Source organism: Acidovorax sp. CCYZU-2555, assembly GCF_018413525.1.
GTDB lineage: Bacteria > Pseudomonadota > Gammaproteobacteria > Burkholderiales > Burkholderiaceae_C > Comamonas.
In genome coordinates this window covers 1-12,414 of the sequence record NZ_JAHCDD010000119.1, presented here as the reverse complement: position 1 = coordinate 12,414, position 12,414 = coordinate 1, and the positions used below count along the sequence as shown (strand labels likewise).

15 protein-coding genes are annotated in these 12,414 nt (G+C 67.3%); 13 read left to right on the top strand and 2 right to left on the bottom strand.

The genetic code is table 11. The features are described from left to right. The 7 genes from KHY18_RS25765 to KHY18_RS25740 all read left to right on the top strand — a co-directional run. Positions 1-358, top strand: a 358-nt coding sequence (locus KHY18_RS25765) for a hypothetical protein (RefSeq protein ID WP_213306933.1), incomplete at its 5' end; no start/stop codon positions are given. Positions 359-379: 21 nt separating this feature from the next. Further along, positions 380-973, top strand: a complete 594-nt coding sequence (locus KHY18_RS25760) for a MotA/TolQ/ExbB proton channel family protein (RefSeq protein WP_213306930.1) — start codon at positions 380-382, stop codon at positions 971-973. Next, a complete protein-coding gene (locus tag KHY18_RS25755; protein WP_213306927.1) occupies positions 970-1,326 on the top strand; it encodes a DUF2149 domain-containing protein in 357 nt (118 codons plus the stop codon). The genes KHY18_RS25760 and KHY18_RS25755 overlap by 4 nt, the downstream gene beginning before the upstream one ends. Beyond that, positions 1,307-1,438 (top strand): hypothetical protein, encoded by a 132-nt coding sequence (locus KHY18_RS27320; protein WP_283771371.1) that lies wholly within the window; start codon positions 1,307-1,309, stop codon positions 1,436-1,438. The genes KHY18_RS25755 and KHY18_RS27320 overlap by 20 nt, the downstream gene beginning before the upstream one ends. After that, positions 1,438-2,154 carry a metal ABC transporter ATP-binding protein gene (locus KHY18_RS25750; RefSeq protein ID WP_213306924.1) on the top strand — a complete coding sequence of 239 codons (717 nt, stop codon included), beginning with the start codon at positions 1,438-1,440 and terminating at the stop codon, positions 2,152-2,154. Before KHY18_RS27320 ends, KHY18_RS25750 begins: the two co-directional genes overlap by 1 nt. Further along, on the top strand, positions 2,151-3,041 hold the full coding sequence (locus KHY18_RS25745; RefSeq protein WP_213306920.1) for a metal ABC transporter permease: 891 nt from the start codon (positions 2,151-2,153) through the stop codon (positions 3,039-3,041). Before KHY18_RS25750 ends, KHY18_RS25745 begins: the two co-directional genes overlap by 4 nt. Further along, positions 3,038-3,997: a metal ABC transporter solute-binding protein, Zn/Mn family gene (locus KHY18_RS25740; RefSeq protein WP_213306918.1), complete on the top strand. Its 960-nt coding sequence runs from the start codon at positions 3,038-3,040 to the stop codon at positions 3,995-3,997. The genes KHY18_RS25745 and KHY18_RS25740 overlap by 4 nt, the downstream gene beginning before the upstream one ends. A gap of 18 nt (positions 3,998-4,015) precedes the next feature. Here KHY18_RS25740 and KHY18_RS25735 read toward each other — a convergent pair whose 3' ends face one another. Further along, the gene (locus tag KHY18_RS25735) at positions 4,016-6,220 is read right to left on the bottom strand and encodes an OsmC domain/YcaO domain-containing protein (protein ID WP_213306915.1); all 2,205 of its coding nucleotides are present in this window, start codon (positions 6,218-6,220) and stop codon (positions 4,016-4,018) included. A 366-nt stretch (positions 6,221-6,586) separates the two neighbouring features. Between KHY18_RS25735 and KHY18_RS25730 the strand changes: the two genes are divergently transcribed. The 6 genes from KHY18_RS25730 to KHY18_RS25705 are packed head-to-tail and all read left to right on the top strand — an operon-like array spanning position 6,587 to position 11,972. Beyond that, positions 6,587-7,921: an MFS transporter gene (locus KHY18_RS25730; protein ID WP_213306912.1), complete on the top strand. Its 1,335-nt coding sequence runs from the start codon at positions 6,587-6,589 to the stop codon at positions 7,919-7,921. Positions 7,922-7,955: 34 nt separating this feature from the next. Beyond that, the gene (locus tag KHY18_RS25725; RefSeq protein ID WP_213306909.1) at positions 7,956-8,996 is read left to right on the top strand and encodes a Rieske 2Fe-2S domain-containing protein; all 1,041 of its coding nucleotides are present in this window, start codon (positions 7,956-7,958) and stop codon (positions 8,994-8,996) included. Continuing rightward, the gene (locus KHY18_RS25720; protein ID WP_502769413.1) at positions 8,993-9,970 is read left to right on the top strand and encodes a PDR/VanB family oxidoreductase; all 978 of its coding nucleotides are present in this window, start codon (positions 8,993-8,995) and stop codon (positions 9,968-9,970) included. The genes KHY18_RS25725 and KHY18_RS25720 overlap by 4 nt, the downstream gene beginning before the upstream one ends. 18 nt (positions 9,971-9,988) lie before the next feature. Continuing rightward, positions 9,989-10,396 carry a protocatechuate 4,5-dioxygenase subunit alpha gene (ligA, locus tag KHY18_RS25715; protein ID WP_213306906.1) on the top strand — a complete coding sequence of 136 codons (408 nt, stop codon included), beginning with the start codon at positions 9,989-9,991 and terminating at the stop codon, positions 10,394-10,396. Next, positions 10,396-11,265 (top strand): class III extradiol dioxygenase subunit beta, encoded by an 870-nt coding sequence (locus KHY18_RS25710; protein WP_213306903.1) that lies wholly within the window; start codon positions 10,396-10,398, stop codon positions 11,263-11,265. The genes ligA and KHY18_RS25710 overlap by 1 nt, the downstream gene beginning before the upstream one ends. Further along, positions 11,262-11,972: an alpha/beta fold hydrolase gene (locus tag KHY18_RS25705; protein WP_213306900.1), complete on the top strand. Its 711-nt coding sequence runs from the start codon at positions 11,262-11,264 to the stop codon at positions 11,970-11,972. The genes KHY18_RS25710 and KHY18_RS25705 overlap by 4 nt, the downstream gene beginning before the upstream one ends. Here the strand turns inward: KHY18_RS25705 and KHY18_RS25700 are convergent. Further along, positions 11,969-12,414, bottom strand: a 446-nt coding sequence (locus KHY18_RS25700; RefSeq protein ID WP_249729387.1) for a LysR substrate-binding domain-containing protein, incomplete at its 5' end; no start/stop codon positions are given. The two genes, KHY18_RS25705 and KHY18_RS25700, sit on opposite strands and share 4 nt — an antisense overlap.

Sequence of the window (12,414 nt, the reverse complement as noted above, 5' to 3'; positions counted from 1 at the left end):
AGGCTGGTGGGTGCCGCCTTCGGCGCTGCTGACGCTGTTCTTCGCCCAGGTGGCCGTGATGCTGAGCGTCGACGGCTGGGACTACGCCACGCTGGCCTGGCTCAGCGCCGCGGGCCTGGCCGCGCTGCTGGCGGCGTTCGTCGCGCTGGCGCGCCTGGTCTTGCCAGAGCGCGGCCTGCGCTGCGCATTGCGCGTGGGCCTGCACGGCGCCCAGGCCGCGGCCGGGCTGTGGCTTGCGCGGCCGGCATTCGCGGCCGCCATCGATCCCGTGCCGCTATGGGGCGAGCGCCTGGCCCTGCTGGCGGCGTCGGTAGCTGCGCTGGTCGCCTGCGGCTGGCTGCTGCAGCGCCGGCGTTGAATCAACTGCAAGAAAAACTCCATGGAATCTCTCGTACATACCCTCTCCTGGATCTCGACCGCGCTGCAAGTGCCGGTGGTGGTCGCCATTCTTTATCTTCTGCTGCGCGGCGTTCTGGCGCTGGGCGACTTCTACGGCCGCTGGAGCGACCGGCTGCGGCGCACGCGCGCCGGCGACGCGCTGGCCGCGCTGCCCGCGCATGAATTGCTCGATCAGCTGGCGCGCTCGGCGCCGCGCCAGGCCGATCCGCTGCGCCAGGCCCTGGCCGCGCTGGGCCAGGCGCCGGCCGATGCGGCCTGGCATGAGCGCGTGGTGACGGCCTTCGAACTCGCGGCCGACCGCCGGCTGGCCCTGTTTCGCACCATGACGCGCATCGGCCCGCTGCTGGGCCTGATGGGCACGCTGATTCCGCTGGGCCCGGCGCTGGTGGCGCTGGCCGGTGGCGATATCGCGGTGCTGGCGCGCAAGATGGAAGTCGCGTTTGCCACCACCGTGGTCGGCCTGGTGATAGGCGCGCTGGGCTTCTTGCTGCACCAGGCTTCGCAGCGCTGGGCGCTGGACGACCTGTCGCTGCTGGAATTCGTCAGCGCGCGCCTGCGCGCGAGCGCGCCATGAGGCGGCGCGCGCTGCTGCGCGCCGGCGAGGGCGACGACATGGACCCCATGGGCTTTCTGATCAACCTGTTCGACGTGGCCCTGGTGTTCGCCCTGGCGCTGATGATCGCGCTGGTCTCCAACCTGCGCATGGCCGACATGCTCACGGGTGAAGACTTCACCGTGGTGAAGAACCCGGGCCAGGCGAACATGGAAATCATCACGCGCGAAAGCGGCAAGGTGTCGCGCTATGTGGCGGGCGATGCGGGCGCGCAGGGCGCGAGCGCGCGTGCGGGCCAGCGCGTGGGCACGGCCTACCGGCTGGAAAACGGAGAAATCATTTATGTACCCGACGATGGCACGATCGCAAAGTGAAGGCGAGCGCCGCAGCGTGCTGCAGGCGTCGGTGGGCGCGCGCTGCCTGGTGGCGGCGGCCATTGCCGCGCTGCTGTGGCTGGCCGTGGCCTGGGCGATGGGAGCGGTGTGATGTTTGCTCAATCGCATCCGAACTTGTTGCCGGCCGACCTGGTCCTGGACAACGTGAGCCTGGGATACGGCGCCCATATCGCCTTGCAGGGCGTGAGCGGGCAGTTCGCGCCGGGCTCGCTGACGGCCGTGATCGGGCCCAACGGCAGCGGCAAGTCGTCGCTGCTCAAGGGGCTGCTGGGCCTGATGCGGCCGCTGCGCGGCAGCATCGTTTCGCGCCATCCGCGGCCCGCGCTGGGCTACCTGTCGCAGGCCGGCGAAGTGGACCCGCAGTTTCCGGTCAGCGTTGAAGACTTCGTCGCCGTGGGCCTGTGGCCGCACATAGGCTGGCTGCGCCGGGTGACGCCGTCGCTGGGCCAGCGCGTGGCCCAGGCGATGGAGGCCGTGGGCCTGCAAGGCCTGGGCGCCCACCATATCGGCGAACTGTCGGGCGGGCAGTTCCAGCGCATGCGCTTTGCGCGGCTGCTGGTGCAGGACCCGCGCGTGGTGGTGCTCGACGAACCGTTCGCGGGCGTTGACGAGCCCACGACCGCGGTGCTGCTGCGCCTGCTGCACGACTGGCATGCGCAGGGCAAGACCGTGATCGCGGTACTGCATGACCGCGCCATGGTGCGCGCGCATTTTCCGCAGACGCTGGCGCTTAACGGCCGCGTGCTGGCCTGGGGCGAGACCTGCGCCGTGCTCGCCGGGCTGGAACACGCAGGGGCGCGCGCATGATCGCCGACATCTGGCAGCCGTTCGCCGACTACGGCTTCATGCGGCGCGCGCTCGCCGGTTGCCTCACGCTCAGCGCCGGCGCCGCGCCGCTGGGCACCATCTTGCTGCTGCGGCGCATGAGCCTGGTGGGCGACGCGATGTCGCACGCCATCCTGCCCGGCGCGGCGCTGGGCTATCTGTTCTTCGGCCTGTCGCTGACCGCGATGACGCTGGGCGGGCTGCTGGCCGGCGTGCTGGTGGCACTGCTGTCGGGCGTGGTCACGCGGCATACCGCGCTGCGCGAGGACGCGAGCTTTGCCGGCTTCTACCTGATCTCGCTGGCCCTGGGCGTGCTGCTGATCTCGCTGCGCGGCTCCAACGTCGATCTGCTGCATGTGCTGTTCGGCTCGGTGCTGGCCCTGGACGACCCCACCTTGCTGCTCACGGCGGCCATCGCCACGGCGACGCTGCTGGCCCTGGCGCTGATCTACCGGCCGCTGATCGTCGAATGTTTCGATCCCGGCTTTCTGCGCATGCAGGGCCGCCAGGGCGAGCTGGCCCATGCGGTCTTCATGCTGCTGCTGGTGCTCAACCTGGTCGGCGGCTTTCATTCGCTGGGCACGCTGATGGCAGTGGCGTTTGTCGTGCTGCCCGCGGCCGCGGCGCGCTTCTGGGTGCGCGGCGTGGGCGCGCAGATGGCGCTGGCCATGGGCGTGGCGGTGCTGGGCAGCGTCATCGGCCTGCTGGTCTCGTTTCATCTGGGCATCGCCGCCTCGGCGGCCATCACGCTGGGCCTGGGCGCGCTGTATGCGCTGTCGTTGACGCTGGGCCTGCACGGCAGCGTGCGCGCCCACCGGCGGCGCGCCGCAAAAGATTCTGTTGGGCTGAAAACTGGAGCATCCTCTTGAACAACTTCTCGCTTTCGCGCCGTGGCCTGCTGGGCGCGGCCCTGGCCGGCACCCTTCCGGCGATCGCCGCGCCGGCCCGCTTGCCCGTCGTGGCCAGCTTTTCCATTCTTGCCGACCTCACGCGCCAGGTCGGCGGCGAGCGGGTGGACGTCACGGCGCTGGTCGGCGCCGACGGCGACGCCCATGTCTTCGAGCCCACGCCCCGGCAGGCAGGCCAGCTGCAGCAGGCGCGCGTGCTGGTGAGCAACGGCCTGGGCTTCGAGCCCTGGCTGGCGCGCCTCAAGCGTGCGGCGGCGTTCAAGGGACTGGAGATCGTCGCCTCGCAAGGCATACAGCCGCGCGCGCTGCCCGCGTCGGCGCATGGCAGCGATCACGGCCATAAACACGCGCATGCGCATGCCGGGACGCAGGACCCGCATGCCTGGCAGGACGTGCGCAATGCCATCGTCTATGTACAGAACATCGCGCGCGGACTGGCGCTGGCCGACGCGCCGAACGCCGACCACTACCGCGCGCGCGCCGCCGACTATGTCGCGCGCCTGGGCGCGCTCGATGCCCGGCTGCGCGCGCAGTTCGCGGGCGTGCCGGCCGAGCGCCGCAGCGTGATCTCCACCCACGATGCCTTTGGCTATTTCGCCCAGGCCTATGGCCTGCGCTTCATCGCGGTGCGCGGACTGTCGACCGAGTCCGAGCCTTCGGCGCGCGACATGGCGCGGCTGGTGAAACAGGTGCGCGACGAGCGCATAGGCGCGCTGTTCCTGGAGAACATCTCCGATCCGCGGCTGCTGCAGCAACTGGCGCGCGAAACCGGCGCGACGCTGGGCGGCCGGCTGCATTCCGACGCGCTGTCGGCGCCCGACGGACCGGCGCCTACCTATATCGACATGGTGCAGGCCAACGCCGCGGTGCTGCTCAAGGCGATGGCGCCGGCCGCGCAGGGCGCGGCGCCACGCTGAAACAGGCGCTGCGGGCCGTCAGGCCTGGCGGGCCGCCGCCTTGGCGCGCGCCGTGTGCATCTTCTTGTAGCTGTCCATCAAGCGCTGGTGACGGTCGAGGCCTTCGAGCTGCATGCTCGTGGGCGTGAGGCCGAAGAAGCGCACGCTGCCGTCCACCGAGCCCAGCACCGCGTCCATGCGCTCGTTGCCGAACATGCGGCGGAAGTTGACGACGTAATCGTCCAGCTCCAGCTCGTCGTCCAGCAGCGTTTCCAGCACCACATTCAAGGCCTGGTAAAACAGGCCGCGCTCGACGGTGTTGTCGTTGTACTGCAGGAAAGCTTCGACCAGTTCCTGCGCCGCATCCCATTGCTTGAGCGCCAGCTGAATCAACAGTTTCAGCTCCATCACGGTCAGCTGGCCCCAGACGGTGTTTTCATCGAACTCGATGCCGATCAAGGTGGCGATATCGCCGTAGTCATCGAGTTCGTTGTTTTCCAGGCGCTCCAGCAAGGCTTGCAGGGCGGCATCGTCCAGGCGGTGCAGATTCAGGATATCGGCGCGGAACAGCAGGGACTTGTTGGTGTTGTCCCAGACCAGGTCTTCCACGGGATAAACCTCCGAATAGCCGGGAACCAGGATGCGGCAGGCGGTAGCGCCCAGCTGGTCGTATACCGCCATATACGACTCGTTGCCCATCTCCTCGAGAATGCCAAACAGGGCCGCGGCCTCGTCGGCATTGGAGTTTTCGCCGGCGCCGGAGAAATCCCACTCGACAAAATCGTAATCCGACTTGGCACTGAAGAAGCGCCACGACACGATGCCGCTCGAGTCGATGAAATGCTCGACGAAATTGTTCGGCTCGGTCACGGCGTTGCTGTTGAACGTGGGCCGCGGCAAATCGTTGAGGCCTTCAAAGCTGCGGCCCTGCAGCAGCTCCGTCAGGCTGCGTTCCAGCGCCACTTCGAAGCTGGGGTGGGCGCCGAACGAGGCGAATACGCCGCCGGTGCGCGGATTCATCAAGGTGACGCACATCACGGGATACTGCCCGCCCAATGACGCATCCTTCACCAGCACCGGAAAGCCCTGTTCCTCCAGGCCCTTGATGCCGGCCACGATGCCCGGGTACTTCGCCAGCACCGCTTCCGGCACGTCCGGCAAGGCGATTTCCTCGTTGAGGATCTCGCGCTTGACCGCGCGCTCGAAGATTTCAGACAGGCATTGCACCTGTGCCTCGGCCAGCGTATTGCCGGCGCTCATGCCGTTGCTGACGTAGAGGTTCTCGATCAGGTTGGTCGGGAAGTACACCGACTCGCCATCGGAGCGGCGCACATACGGCAAGGAACAAATGCCGCGCTGCACATTGCCCGAGTTGGTGTCGTGCAGATGCGAGGCGCGCAGCTCGCCATCGGGGTTGTAAATCTCCACGCAGTATTCGTCGAGAATTTCCGCGGGCAGCGCATCGCCGGGGCCGGGCTGGAACCAGCGTTCGTCCGGGTAATGCACAAAGGCCGCATTGGCGATGTCTTCACCCCAGAATTGGCCGCCATAGAAATGGTTGCAATTGAGGCGCTCGATGAATTCTCCCAGGGCCGATGCCAGCGCGCTTTCCTTGGTCGAACCCTTGCCATTGGTGAAGCACATGGGCGAGTGCGCGTCGCGGATGTGCAGCGACCACACATTGGGAACGATATTGCGCCACGATGCAATCTCGATCTTCATTCCGAGGCCGGCCAGAATGCCCGACATATTGGCAATGGTTTCTTCCAGCGGAAGATCCTTGCCAGGAATAAAGGTGCGTGCATCAGAAAGCCGGTCCGTGGTCAACAGCGCCTGCGCATCGGCATCGAGATTCTGCACTTCCTCGATGACAAACTCGGGCCCGGCCTGCACGACCTTCTTCACCGTGCAGCGCTCGATGGAGCGCAGGATGCCCTGGCGGTCCTTGGCGGATATGTCGGCGGGCAATTCGACCTGGATCTTGAATATCTGCTGGTAGCGATTTTCAGGGTCGACGATATTGTTCTGCGACAGCCGGATATTCTCGGTGGGGATATTGCGCGTCACGCAATACAGCTTCACGAAATAAGCCGCGCACAAAGCCGACGAGGCCAGAAAATAATCGAAAGGACCGGGTGCCGAGCCATCGCCTTTATAACGGATGGGCTGATCGGCAACGACGGTGAAATCATCGAACTTGGCTTCAAGGCGTAGCTTGTCGAGAAAATTAACCTTGATTTCCATAAGGAAGCTCCAAAATGTCGATGCAAATAATTGTCGAGGATTATCCCGGAGAACCGGGGTGAATCCCCGGGCTATCCGCAATGCCCCTTTGACCCGGCCCAGGCCTCGCCGGCGCGCGCCCGGCGCGAGTCCCGGCGCTGGGCTTGCAAGTTCAATGACCATCACCAAAACGCATAGCTCGTTTTCCGTTTTGCATTGGCGCTTTTTCCCTGTGTTGCCGACACTCTGGAACAGGAGCTTGCCGGGCGCGCAGTCCTGTCCTGAGTGAAGGACGCGCGCATAGCTCCGCACAAAGAGCCAGTCTCGAACCGCGGCCGCCGCCTCGACGACTGGACATGGAGACAACCTGTTCCCACAAGGACTTGTATGAATGACATTCGCAAAACGCTGGACGATGGCCCGATGACGTCCTTTCAGTGGCTGGCCATCGCCATCTGCATGATGCTGATCATGCTGGACGGCTTCGACGTCCTGGTCATGGCTTTCACGGCGTCGGCCGTCGCTGCCGAATGGCAGCTCAACGGCGCGCAACTGGGCGTGCTGTTCAGCGCCGGCCTGATCGGCATGGCCATTGGCTCGCTGTTCGTCGCGCCGCTGGCCGACCGCCGCGGGCGCCAACCCATCATCTTGCTGTGCCTGGTCGTGGTGTCGGTCGGCATGCTGCTGTCGGCGCTGGCGCGCAGCCACATCGAGCTGGCGGTGCTGCGCGCCATCACGGGCGTGGGCATTGGCGGCATGCTGGCCAGCGTGGGCGTGATCACCTCGGAATACTCGTCGCAGAAATGGCGCAGCACGGCGATCGCGCTGCAGGCCACGGGCTATCCCGTAGGCGCGACGCTGGGCGGGCTGATGGCCGCCTGGCTGCTGGGCCACCATGGCTGGCGCTCGGTGTTCGTCTTCGGCGGCCTGGCGACGGCGCTGATGATTCCCGTCGTGCTGTGGCGCCTGCCTGAATCGGTCGACTTCCTGCTGGGCCGCCGTCCGGCGCGCGCGCTCGAAAAGCTCAACCGGCTGATGGCGCAAATGGGCCATGCAACGCTGGCGCAACTGCCCGTGCAGCGCGCCGGGCAGGCGATGGAAGGCAACACGGTTGCGGCCTTGTTCCGCAACGGCCTGGCGCGTCCCACGCTGATCCTGTGGGGCGGTTTCTTCCTGTTGATGTTCAGCGTCTACTTTTCACTGAGCTGGACGCCCAAGCTGCTGGTCCAGGCCGGCATGTCGACCCAGCAGGGCGTGACCGGCGGCGTGCTGCTCAATCTCGGCGGCATCGTCGGCGGCAGCCTGTTCGGCTTGCTGGCCCTGAAGGTCAGGCTCAAGCACCTGGTCATAGGCTGCATGCTGCTCTATGCGCTGTTCACCGCCTTGTTCGGCGCCGCCTCCACCAGCCTGGGCTTTGCGTTCGGCACGGCGGTGGCCATGGGCGTGTTCCTGTTCGCCTCGATGGCCGGCCTGTACGGCCTGGTGCCCGCGACTTATCCGGCCGCGGTGCGCGCCACCGGCATGGGCTGGGCAATCGGCATAGGCCGCATAGGCGCGATCGTCGCGCCGTTCATGGCCGGCCTGCTGCTCGACGGCGGCTGGACACCGGCGTCGCTGTACTACGTGTTTGCCTTGCCGCTGATCGCCGCCGCGCTGGCCTTGCTGGCGATGGGCGCGGCCCAGGTGCAGTCGCCCGGCGCGCGCATCGCGTCGGCGCACTGAAGCGCATTTCTCTCACCTTTCCCACGATACGATCATGTTTTTGCTGAACACCTGGTATGTCGCCTGCAGGGCCGACGAAATTCCTCAGGACAAGCCCCTGGGCCGCACCATCTGCAACGAGCGCATGGCGTTTTTCCGCGGCCCGCAAGGCATTGCCGCGGTCGAAGATTTCTGTCCGCACCGCGGCGCGCCGCTGTCGCTGGGCACGGTCTGCGAAGGCAAGCTGGTCTGCGGCTACCACGGGCTGGAGATGGGCTGCGACGGCAAGACCGTGGCCATGCCGGGCCAGCGCGTGCGCGGCTTTCCCGCGATCCGCAGCTATGCGGTCGAGGAGCGCCACGGCTTCGTCTGGGTCTGGCCGGGCGACCAGGCCCGGGTCGACGCGGCGCTGATTCCTGAACTGCACTGGGCCCACAGCCCCGAGTGGGCCTACGGCGGCGGCTACTACCATATCAAGGCCGGTCACCTGCTGATGATCGACAACCTGATGGACCTGACGCACGAAACCTATGTGCACGCCACGTCCATTGGCCAGAAGGAAATCGACGAGACCCCCTGCATCACCAAGGTCGATGGCGACCATGTCACCACCAGCCGTTTCATGGAAGGCCTGCCCGAGGCGCCGCCGTTCTGGCGCATGGCGCTGCGCGGCAACGGCCTGCCCGACGACCAGCCCGTCGACCGCTGGCAGATCTGCCACTTCGAGCCGCCCAGCCACGTGATGATCGAAGTCGGCGTGGCGCTGGCCGGCCATGGCGGCCATGGCGCGCCCGCGGACAAGAAGGTGTCGTCCATCGTCGTCGACTTCATCACGCCTGAAACCGAGACCACGCACCACTATTACTGGGGCATGGCGCGGCAGTTCAAGCCGCAGGACCAGGCCCTCACGGCGTCCATCCTCGAAGGCCAGGGCAAGGTCTTTGGCGAAGACACCGAAGTGCTGGAACGCCAGCAGGCCAACCTCACGGCCTGGCCCGAGCGCAAGCTGCTGCTGCTCAACATCGACGCCGGCGGCGTGCAGTCGCGCCGCGTGATCGACCGACTGCTGGCGCAAGAGCGCGCGGCCGCCGCATGATGGCCGATGGCAGCGCCGAACTGCGGGTGCGCGTCGCGCGGCGCACGCTCGAGGCCGAAGGCATCTGCGGCCTGGAGCTGGTGGCCGAAGGCGGCGCGCCGCTGCCGGCCTTCGCCGCGGGCTCGCATGTCGATGTGCATCTGCCCGGCGGCATCGTGCGCCAGTACTCGCTGTGCAACGACCCGGCCGAAACCCACCGCTACCAGATCGCCGTGCTGCGCGACCCCGCATCGCGCGGCGGCTCGGCCGCGGTGCACGATCTCGTGGCCGAAGGCGATGCGCTGCGCATCAGCGCGCCGCGCAACCATTTCGCGCTGGCCGCCGACGCGCCGCAGCATCTGCTGCTGGCCGGCGGCATAGGCGTGACCCCCATCCTGTGCATGGCCGAACGGCTGGCGGTGCTGGGCGCGCGCTTTCGCATGCACTACAGCGGCCGCTCGGCGCAGCGCATGGCGTTTCGCGCACGCATTGCCGCCGCGGCCTTCGCCGACCAGGTGCAGCTGCATTTCGACGACGGCGACGCCGCGCAGCGGCTGGACATCGCCGCCGTGCTCGCCGCGGCCCAGGCCGATACCCATCTCTACGTCTGCGGCCCGCAGGGCTTCATGGACGCGGTGCTCGCTGGCGCGCGCCAGCAGGGCTGGGCCGAGAGCCGGCTGCACTGGGAGTTTTTCGCCGCGGCCGATGCGGGCCCGCGTGACGGCGACGGCGCTTTCGAAGTGCAGCTGGCGAGTTCGGGCCGCGTGGTCGCAGTCGCGCCCGATCAGAGCGTGACCCAAGCGCTGCTGGCCGCAGGCGTCGACGTGATGGTCTCGTGCGAGCAGGGCGTGTGCGGCACCTGCCTCACGCGCGTGCTGTCGGGCGAAGTCGATCACCGCGACGCCTATCTGACGGCCGAGGAACAGGCCGCCAACGACCAGTTCACGCCCTGCTGCTCACGGGCACGCTGCGCGCGCCTGGTGCTCGATCTTTAAACAGGAAAGTGCAGACCGATGGCATTGGACAAACCTTATCTCGACGTTCCGGGGACCACGGTCTTCGACGCCGAACAGTCGCGCAAGGGCTACTGGCTCAACCAGTTCTGCATGTCGCTGATGCAGGCCGGCAACCGCGAGCGCTTTCGCGCCGACGAGCGCGCCTATCTCGACGCCTGGGCGATGAGCGAGGCGCAGAAGCAGGCGGTGCTGGCACGCGATCTCAACGCCTGCATCGCGCTGGGCGGCAACATCTACTTTCTCGTGAAGATAGGCGCCACCGACGGCGTGAGCGTGCAGAACATGGTCTCGACCATGAGCGGCATGAACGAGGAGGACTACCGGCTGATGATGCTGGGCGGCGGGCGCTCCATCATCGGCAACCGTTACCTGCACGAGCAGGGCGTGCAGGAAAAGAGCATCTGATGGCCCGAATCACCGCCTCCGTCTACACCTCGCATGTGCCCGCCATCGGCGCGGCCGTCGACCTGGGCAAGACCCATGAGCCTTACTGGCAGCCGCTGTTCGACGGCTTCGCGCCTTCGCGCCAGTGGCTCAAGGTACAAAAGCCCGACGTCATCATCCTGGTCTACAACGACCATGCGACCGCGTTCAGCCTGGACTTCATTCCGACATTCGCCATAGGCACGGCCGCGGCGTTCGCGCCCGCCGACGAAGGCTGGGGCCCGCGCCCCGTACCCACGGTCGTGGGCCACCCCGAATTGGCCAGCCATATCGCGCAGTCGGTGATACAGCAGGACTTCGATCTGACCATCGTCAACAAGATGGATGTGGACCATGGACTCACCGTGCCGCTGTCGCTGATGTGCGGCGAGCCCACGCCGGCGCAGGGCTGGCCCTGCCCGGTGATTCCCGTGGCCGTCAATGTCGTGCAATACCCCGTGCCTTCGGGCCAGCGCTGCTTCGATCTGGGCCGGGCGATACGCAAGGCCGTCGAAAGCTTCGATGAAGATCTCAATGTGCAGATCTGGGGCACGGGCGGCATGAGCCACCAGCTGCAGGGCGCGCGCGCGGGCCTGATCAACAGCGACTGGGACAACCGCTTTCTCGATCTGCTGATCGAGAACCCCACGGGCCTGGCGCGTCTGCCGCATATCGACTATGTGCGCGAGGCCGGCTCCGAAGGCATTGAGCTGGTCATGTGGCTGATCGCGCGCGGCGCCATGGCCGATATCGCCGGCCCGGCACCGCGGCCAAGGGTCCACCACCGCTTCTACCATGTGCCTGCGTCGAACACCGCCGTCGGCCATCTGATCCTGGAGGACGCGCCATGAGTCGGCCCTGCGTGGTCCTGCTGCCGGGACTGCTGTGCGACGCCGCGGTCTGGCGCGAACAGCGCGTGGCGCTGGACTTTGCCGACTGCGTGGTTCCGTCCTATGGCGCGGCCGCTTCCATTGACGACATGGCGCGCGGCGTGCTCGCCGGCGTCGCCGCGCCGCGGTTTTCGCTGGCCGGCCATTCGATGGGCGGGCGCGTGGCGCTGGCCATCGCCCGCATGGCGCCCGAGCGCGTCGAGCGCCTGGCCCTGCTGGACAGCGGCATGGAGCCGATTGCCCCAGGCGAGGCCGGCACGCAGGAGCGCGACAAGCGCTTGGCGCTGCTGCACAAGGCGCGCCACAGCGGCATGCGCGCCATGGGCGAACAGTGGGCGCGCGGCATGGTGCACCCCGACCAGCTCGACACGCCGCTGTTCGCTGAAGTGCTCGACATGGTGGCGCGCTTCACGCCCGATCTGTTCGCCGCGCAGATCGAGGCGCTGCTGAACCGGCCCGACGCGGCGCCCGTGCTGCAAAACCTGCATTGCCCGCTGCTGCTGGCCTGCGGCCGCCAGGACAGCTGGAGCCCGCTGTCGCGCCATGAGCGCATGCAGCAGCTGTGTCCGGGCTCTCAGCTCGTGGTCATCGAAGACAGCGGCCATATGAGCACCATGGAGCAGCCCGAACAGGTCTCGCGCGCGTTGATCGACTGGATGCAGCCTTAGGCCGCAAGGCCGTTCGCGGCCTGCACGCAAGCCTGCGTGAACAGCGCCAGATCCTGTGACGCCGTGCTTTGTGCGCGCATGGCCAGGCCTATGCGCCGACGCGTCGCGGGCAGTGCCACGGGCAGGATGCATAGCTGGCCGCCATGGTTGTCCTGCAGCGCCTGGCCGCGCGAAGCCAGCGCCAGGCGCCCGGTCTGCAGCACGCAGGCCAGCGTCATGGTCGGGCTGCTGGCGCGCAGGCTGCCGCGCGGCGGCGCCAGGCCCTGGGACTGGAACAGCCGCACCATGGCCCGGTCCGCGGGCGTGCCCGGCAGCGGCGTGACCCATTGGCATTCCAGCAAATCCTTGAGTGCGAGCGCTTCGCGCCAGCGACACGCGTGGTCCGCGGGCGCGACGACCACGAGATCGTCGTCGAACAGCTGGAGCTGGCGCACTTCGTCCT

What these genes read in the sequence shown, in the direction of transcription:
- KHY18_RS25760 (WP_213306930.1), top strand. Translation starts at nt 380, where the DNA reads ATGGAATCTCTCGTACATACCCTCTCCTGGATCTCGACCGCGCTGCAA.
- KHY18_RS25755 (WP_213306927.1), top strand. Translation starts at nt 970, where the DNA reads ATGAGGCGGCGCGCGCTGCTGCGCGCCGGCGAGGGCGACGACATGGAC.
- KHY18_RS27320 (WP_283771371.1), top strand. Translation starts at nt 1,307, where the DNA reads ATGGCACGATCGCAAAGTGAAGGCGAGCGCCGCAGCGTGCTGCAGGCG.
- KHY18_RS25750 (WP_213306924.1), top strand. Translation starts at nt 1,438, where the DNA reads ATGTTTGCTCAATCGCATCCGAACTTGTTGCCGGCCGACCTGGTCCTG.
- KHY18_RS25745 (WP_213306920.1), top strand. Translation starts at nt 2,151, where the DNA reads ATGATCGCCGACATCTGGCAGCCGTTCGCCGACTACGGCTTCATGCGG.
- KHY18_RS25735 (WP_213306915.1), bottom strand. Translation starts at nt 6,220, where the DNA reads ATGGAAATCAAGGTTAATTTTCTCGACAAGCTACGCCTTGAAGCCAAG.
- KHY18_RS25730 (WP_213306912.1), top strand. Translation starts at nt 6,587, where the DNA reads ATGAATGACATTCGCAAAACGCTGGACGATGGCCCGATGACGTCCTTT.
- KHY18_RS25725 (WP_213306909.1), top strand. Translation starts at nt 7,956, where the DNA reads ATGTTTTTGCTGAACACCTGGTATGTCGCCTGCAGGGCCGACGAAATT.
- KHY18_RS25720 (WP_502769413.1), top strand. Translation starts at nt 8,993, where the DNA reads ATGATGGCCGATGGCAGCGCCGAACTGCGGGTGCGCGTCGCGCGGCGC.
- ligA (WP_213306906.1), top strand. Translation starts at nt 9,989, where the DNA reads ATGGCATTGGACAAACCTTATCTCGACGTTCCGGGGACCACGGTCTTC.
- KHY18_RS25710 (WP_213306903.1), top strand. Translation starts at nt 10,396, where the DNA reads ATGGCCCGAATCACCGCCTCCGTCTACACCTCGCATGTGCCCGCCATC.
- KHY18_RS25705 (WP_213306900.1), top strand. Translation starts at nt 11,262, where the DNA reads ATGAGTCGGCCCTGCGTGGTCCTGCTGCCGGGACTGCTGTGCGACGCC.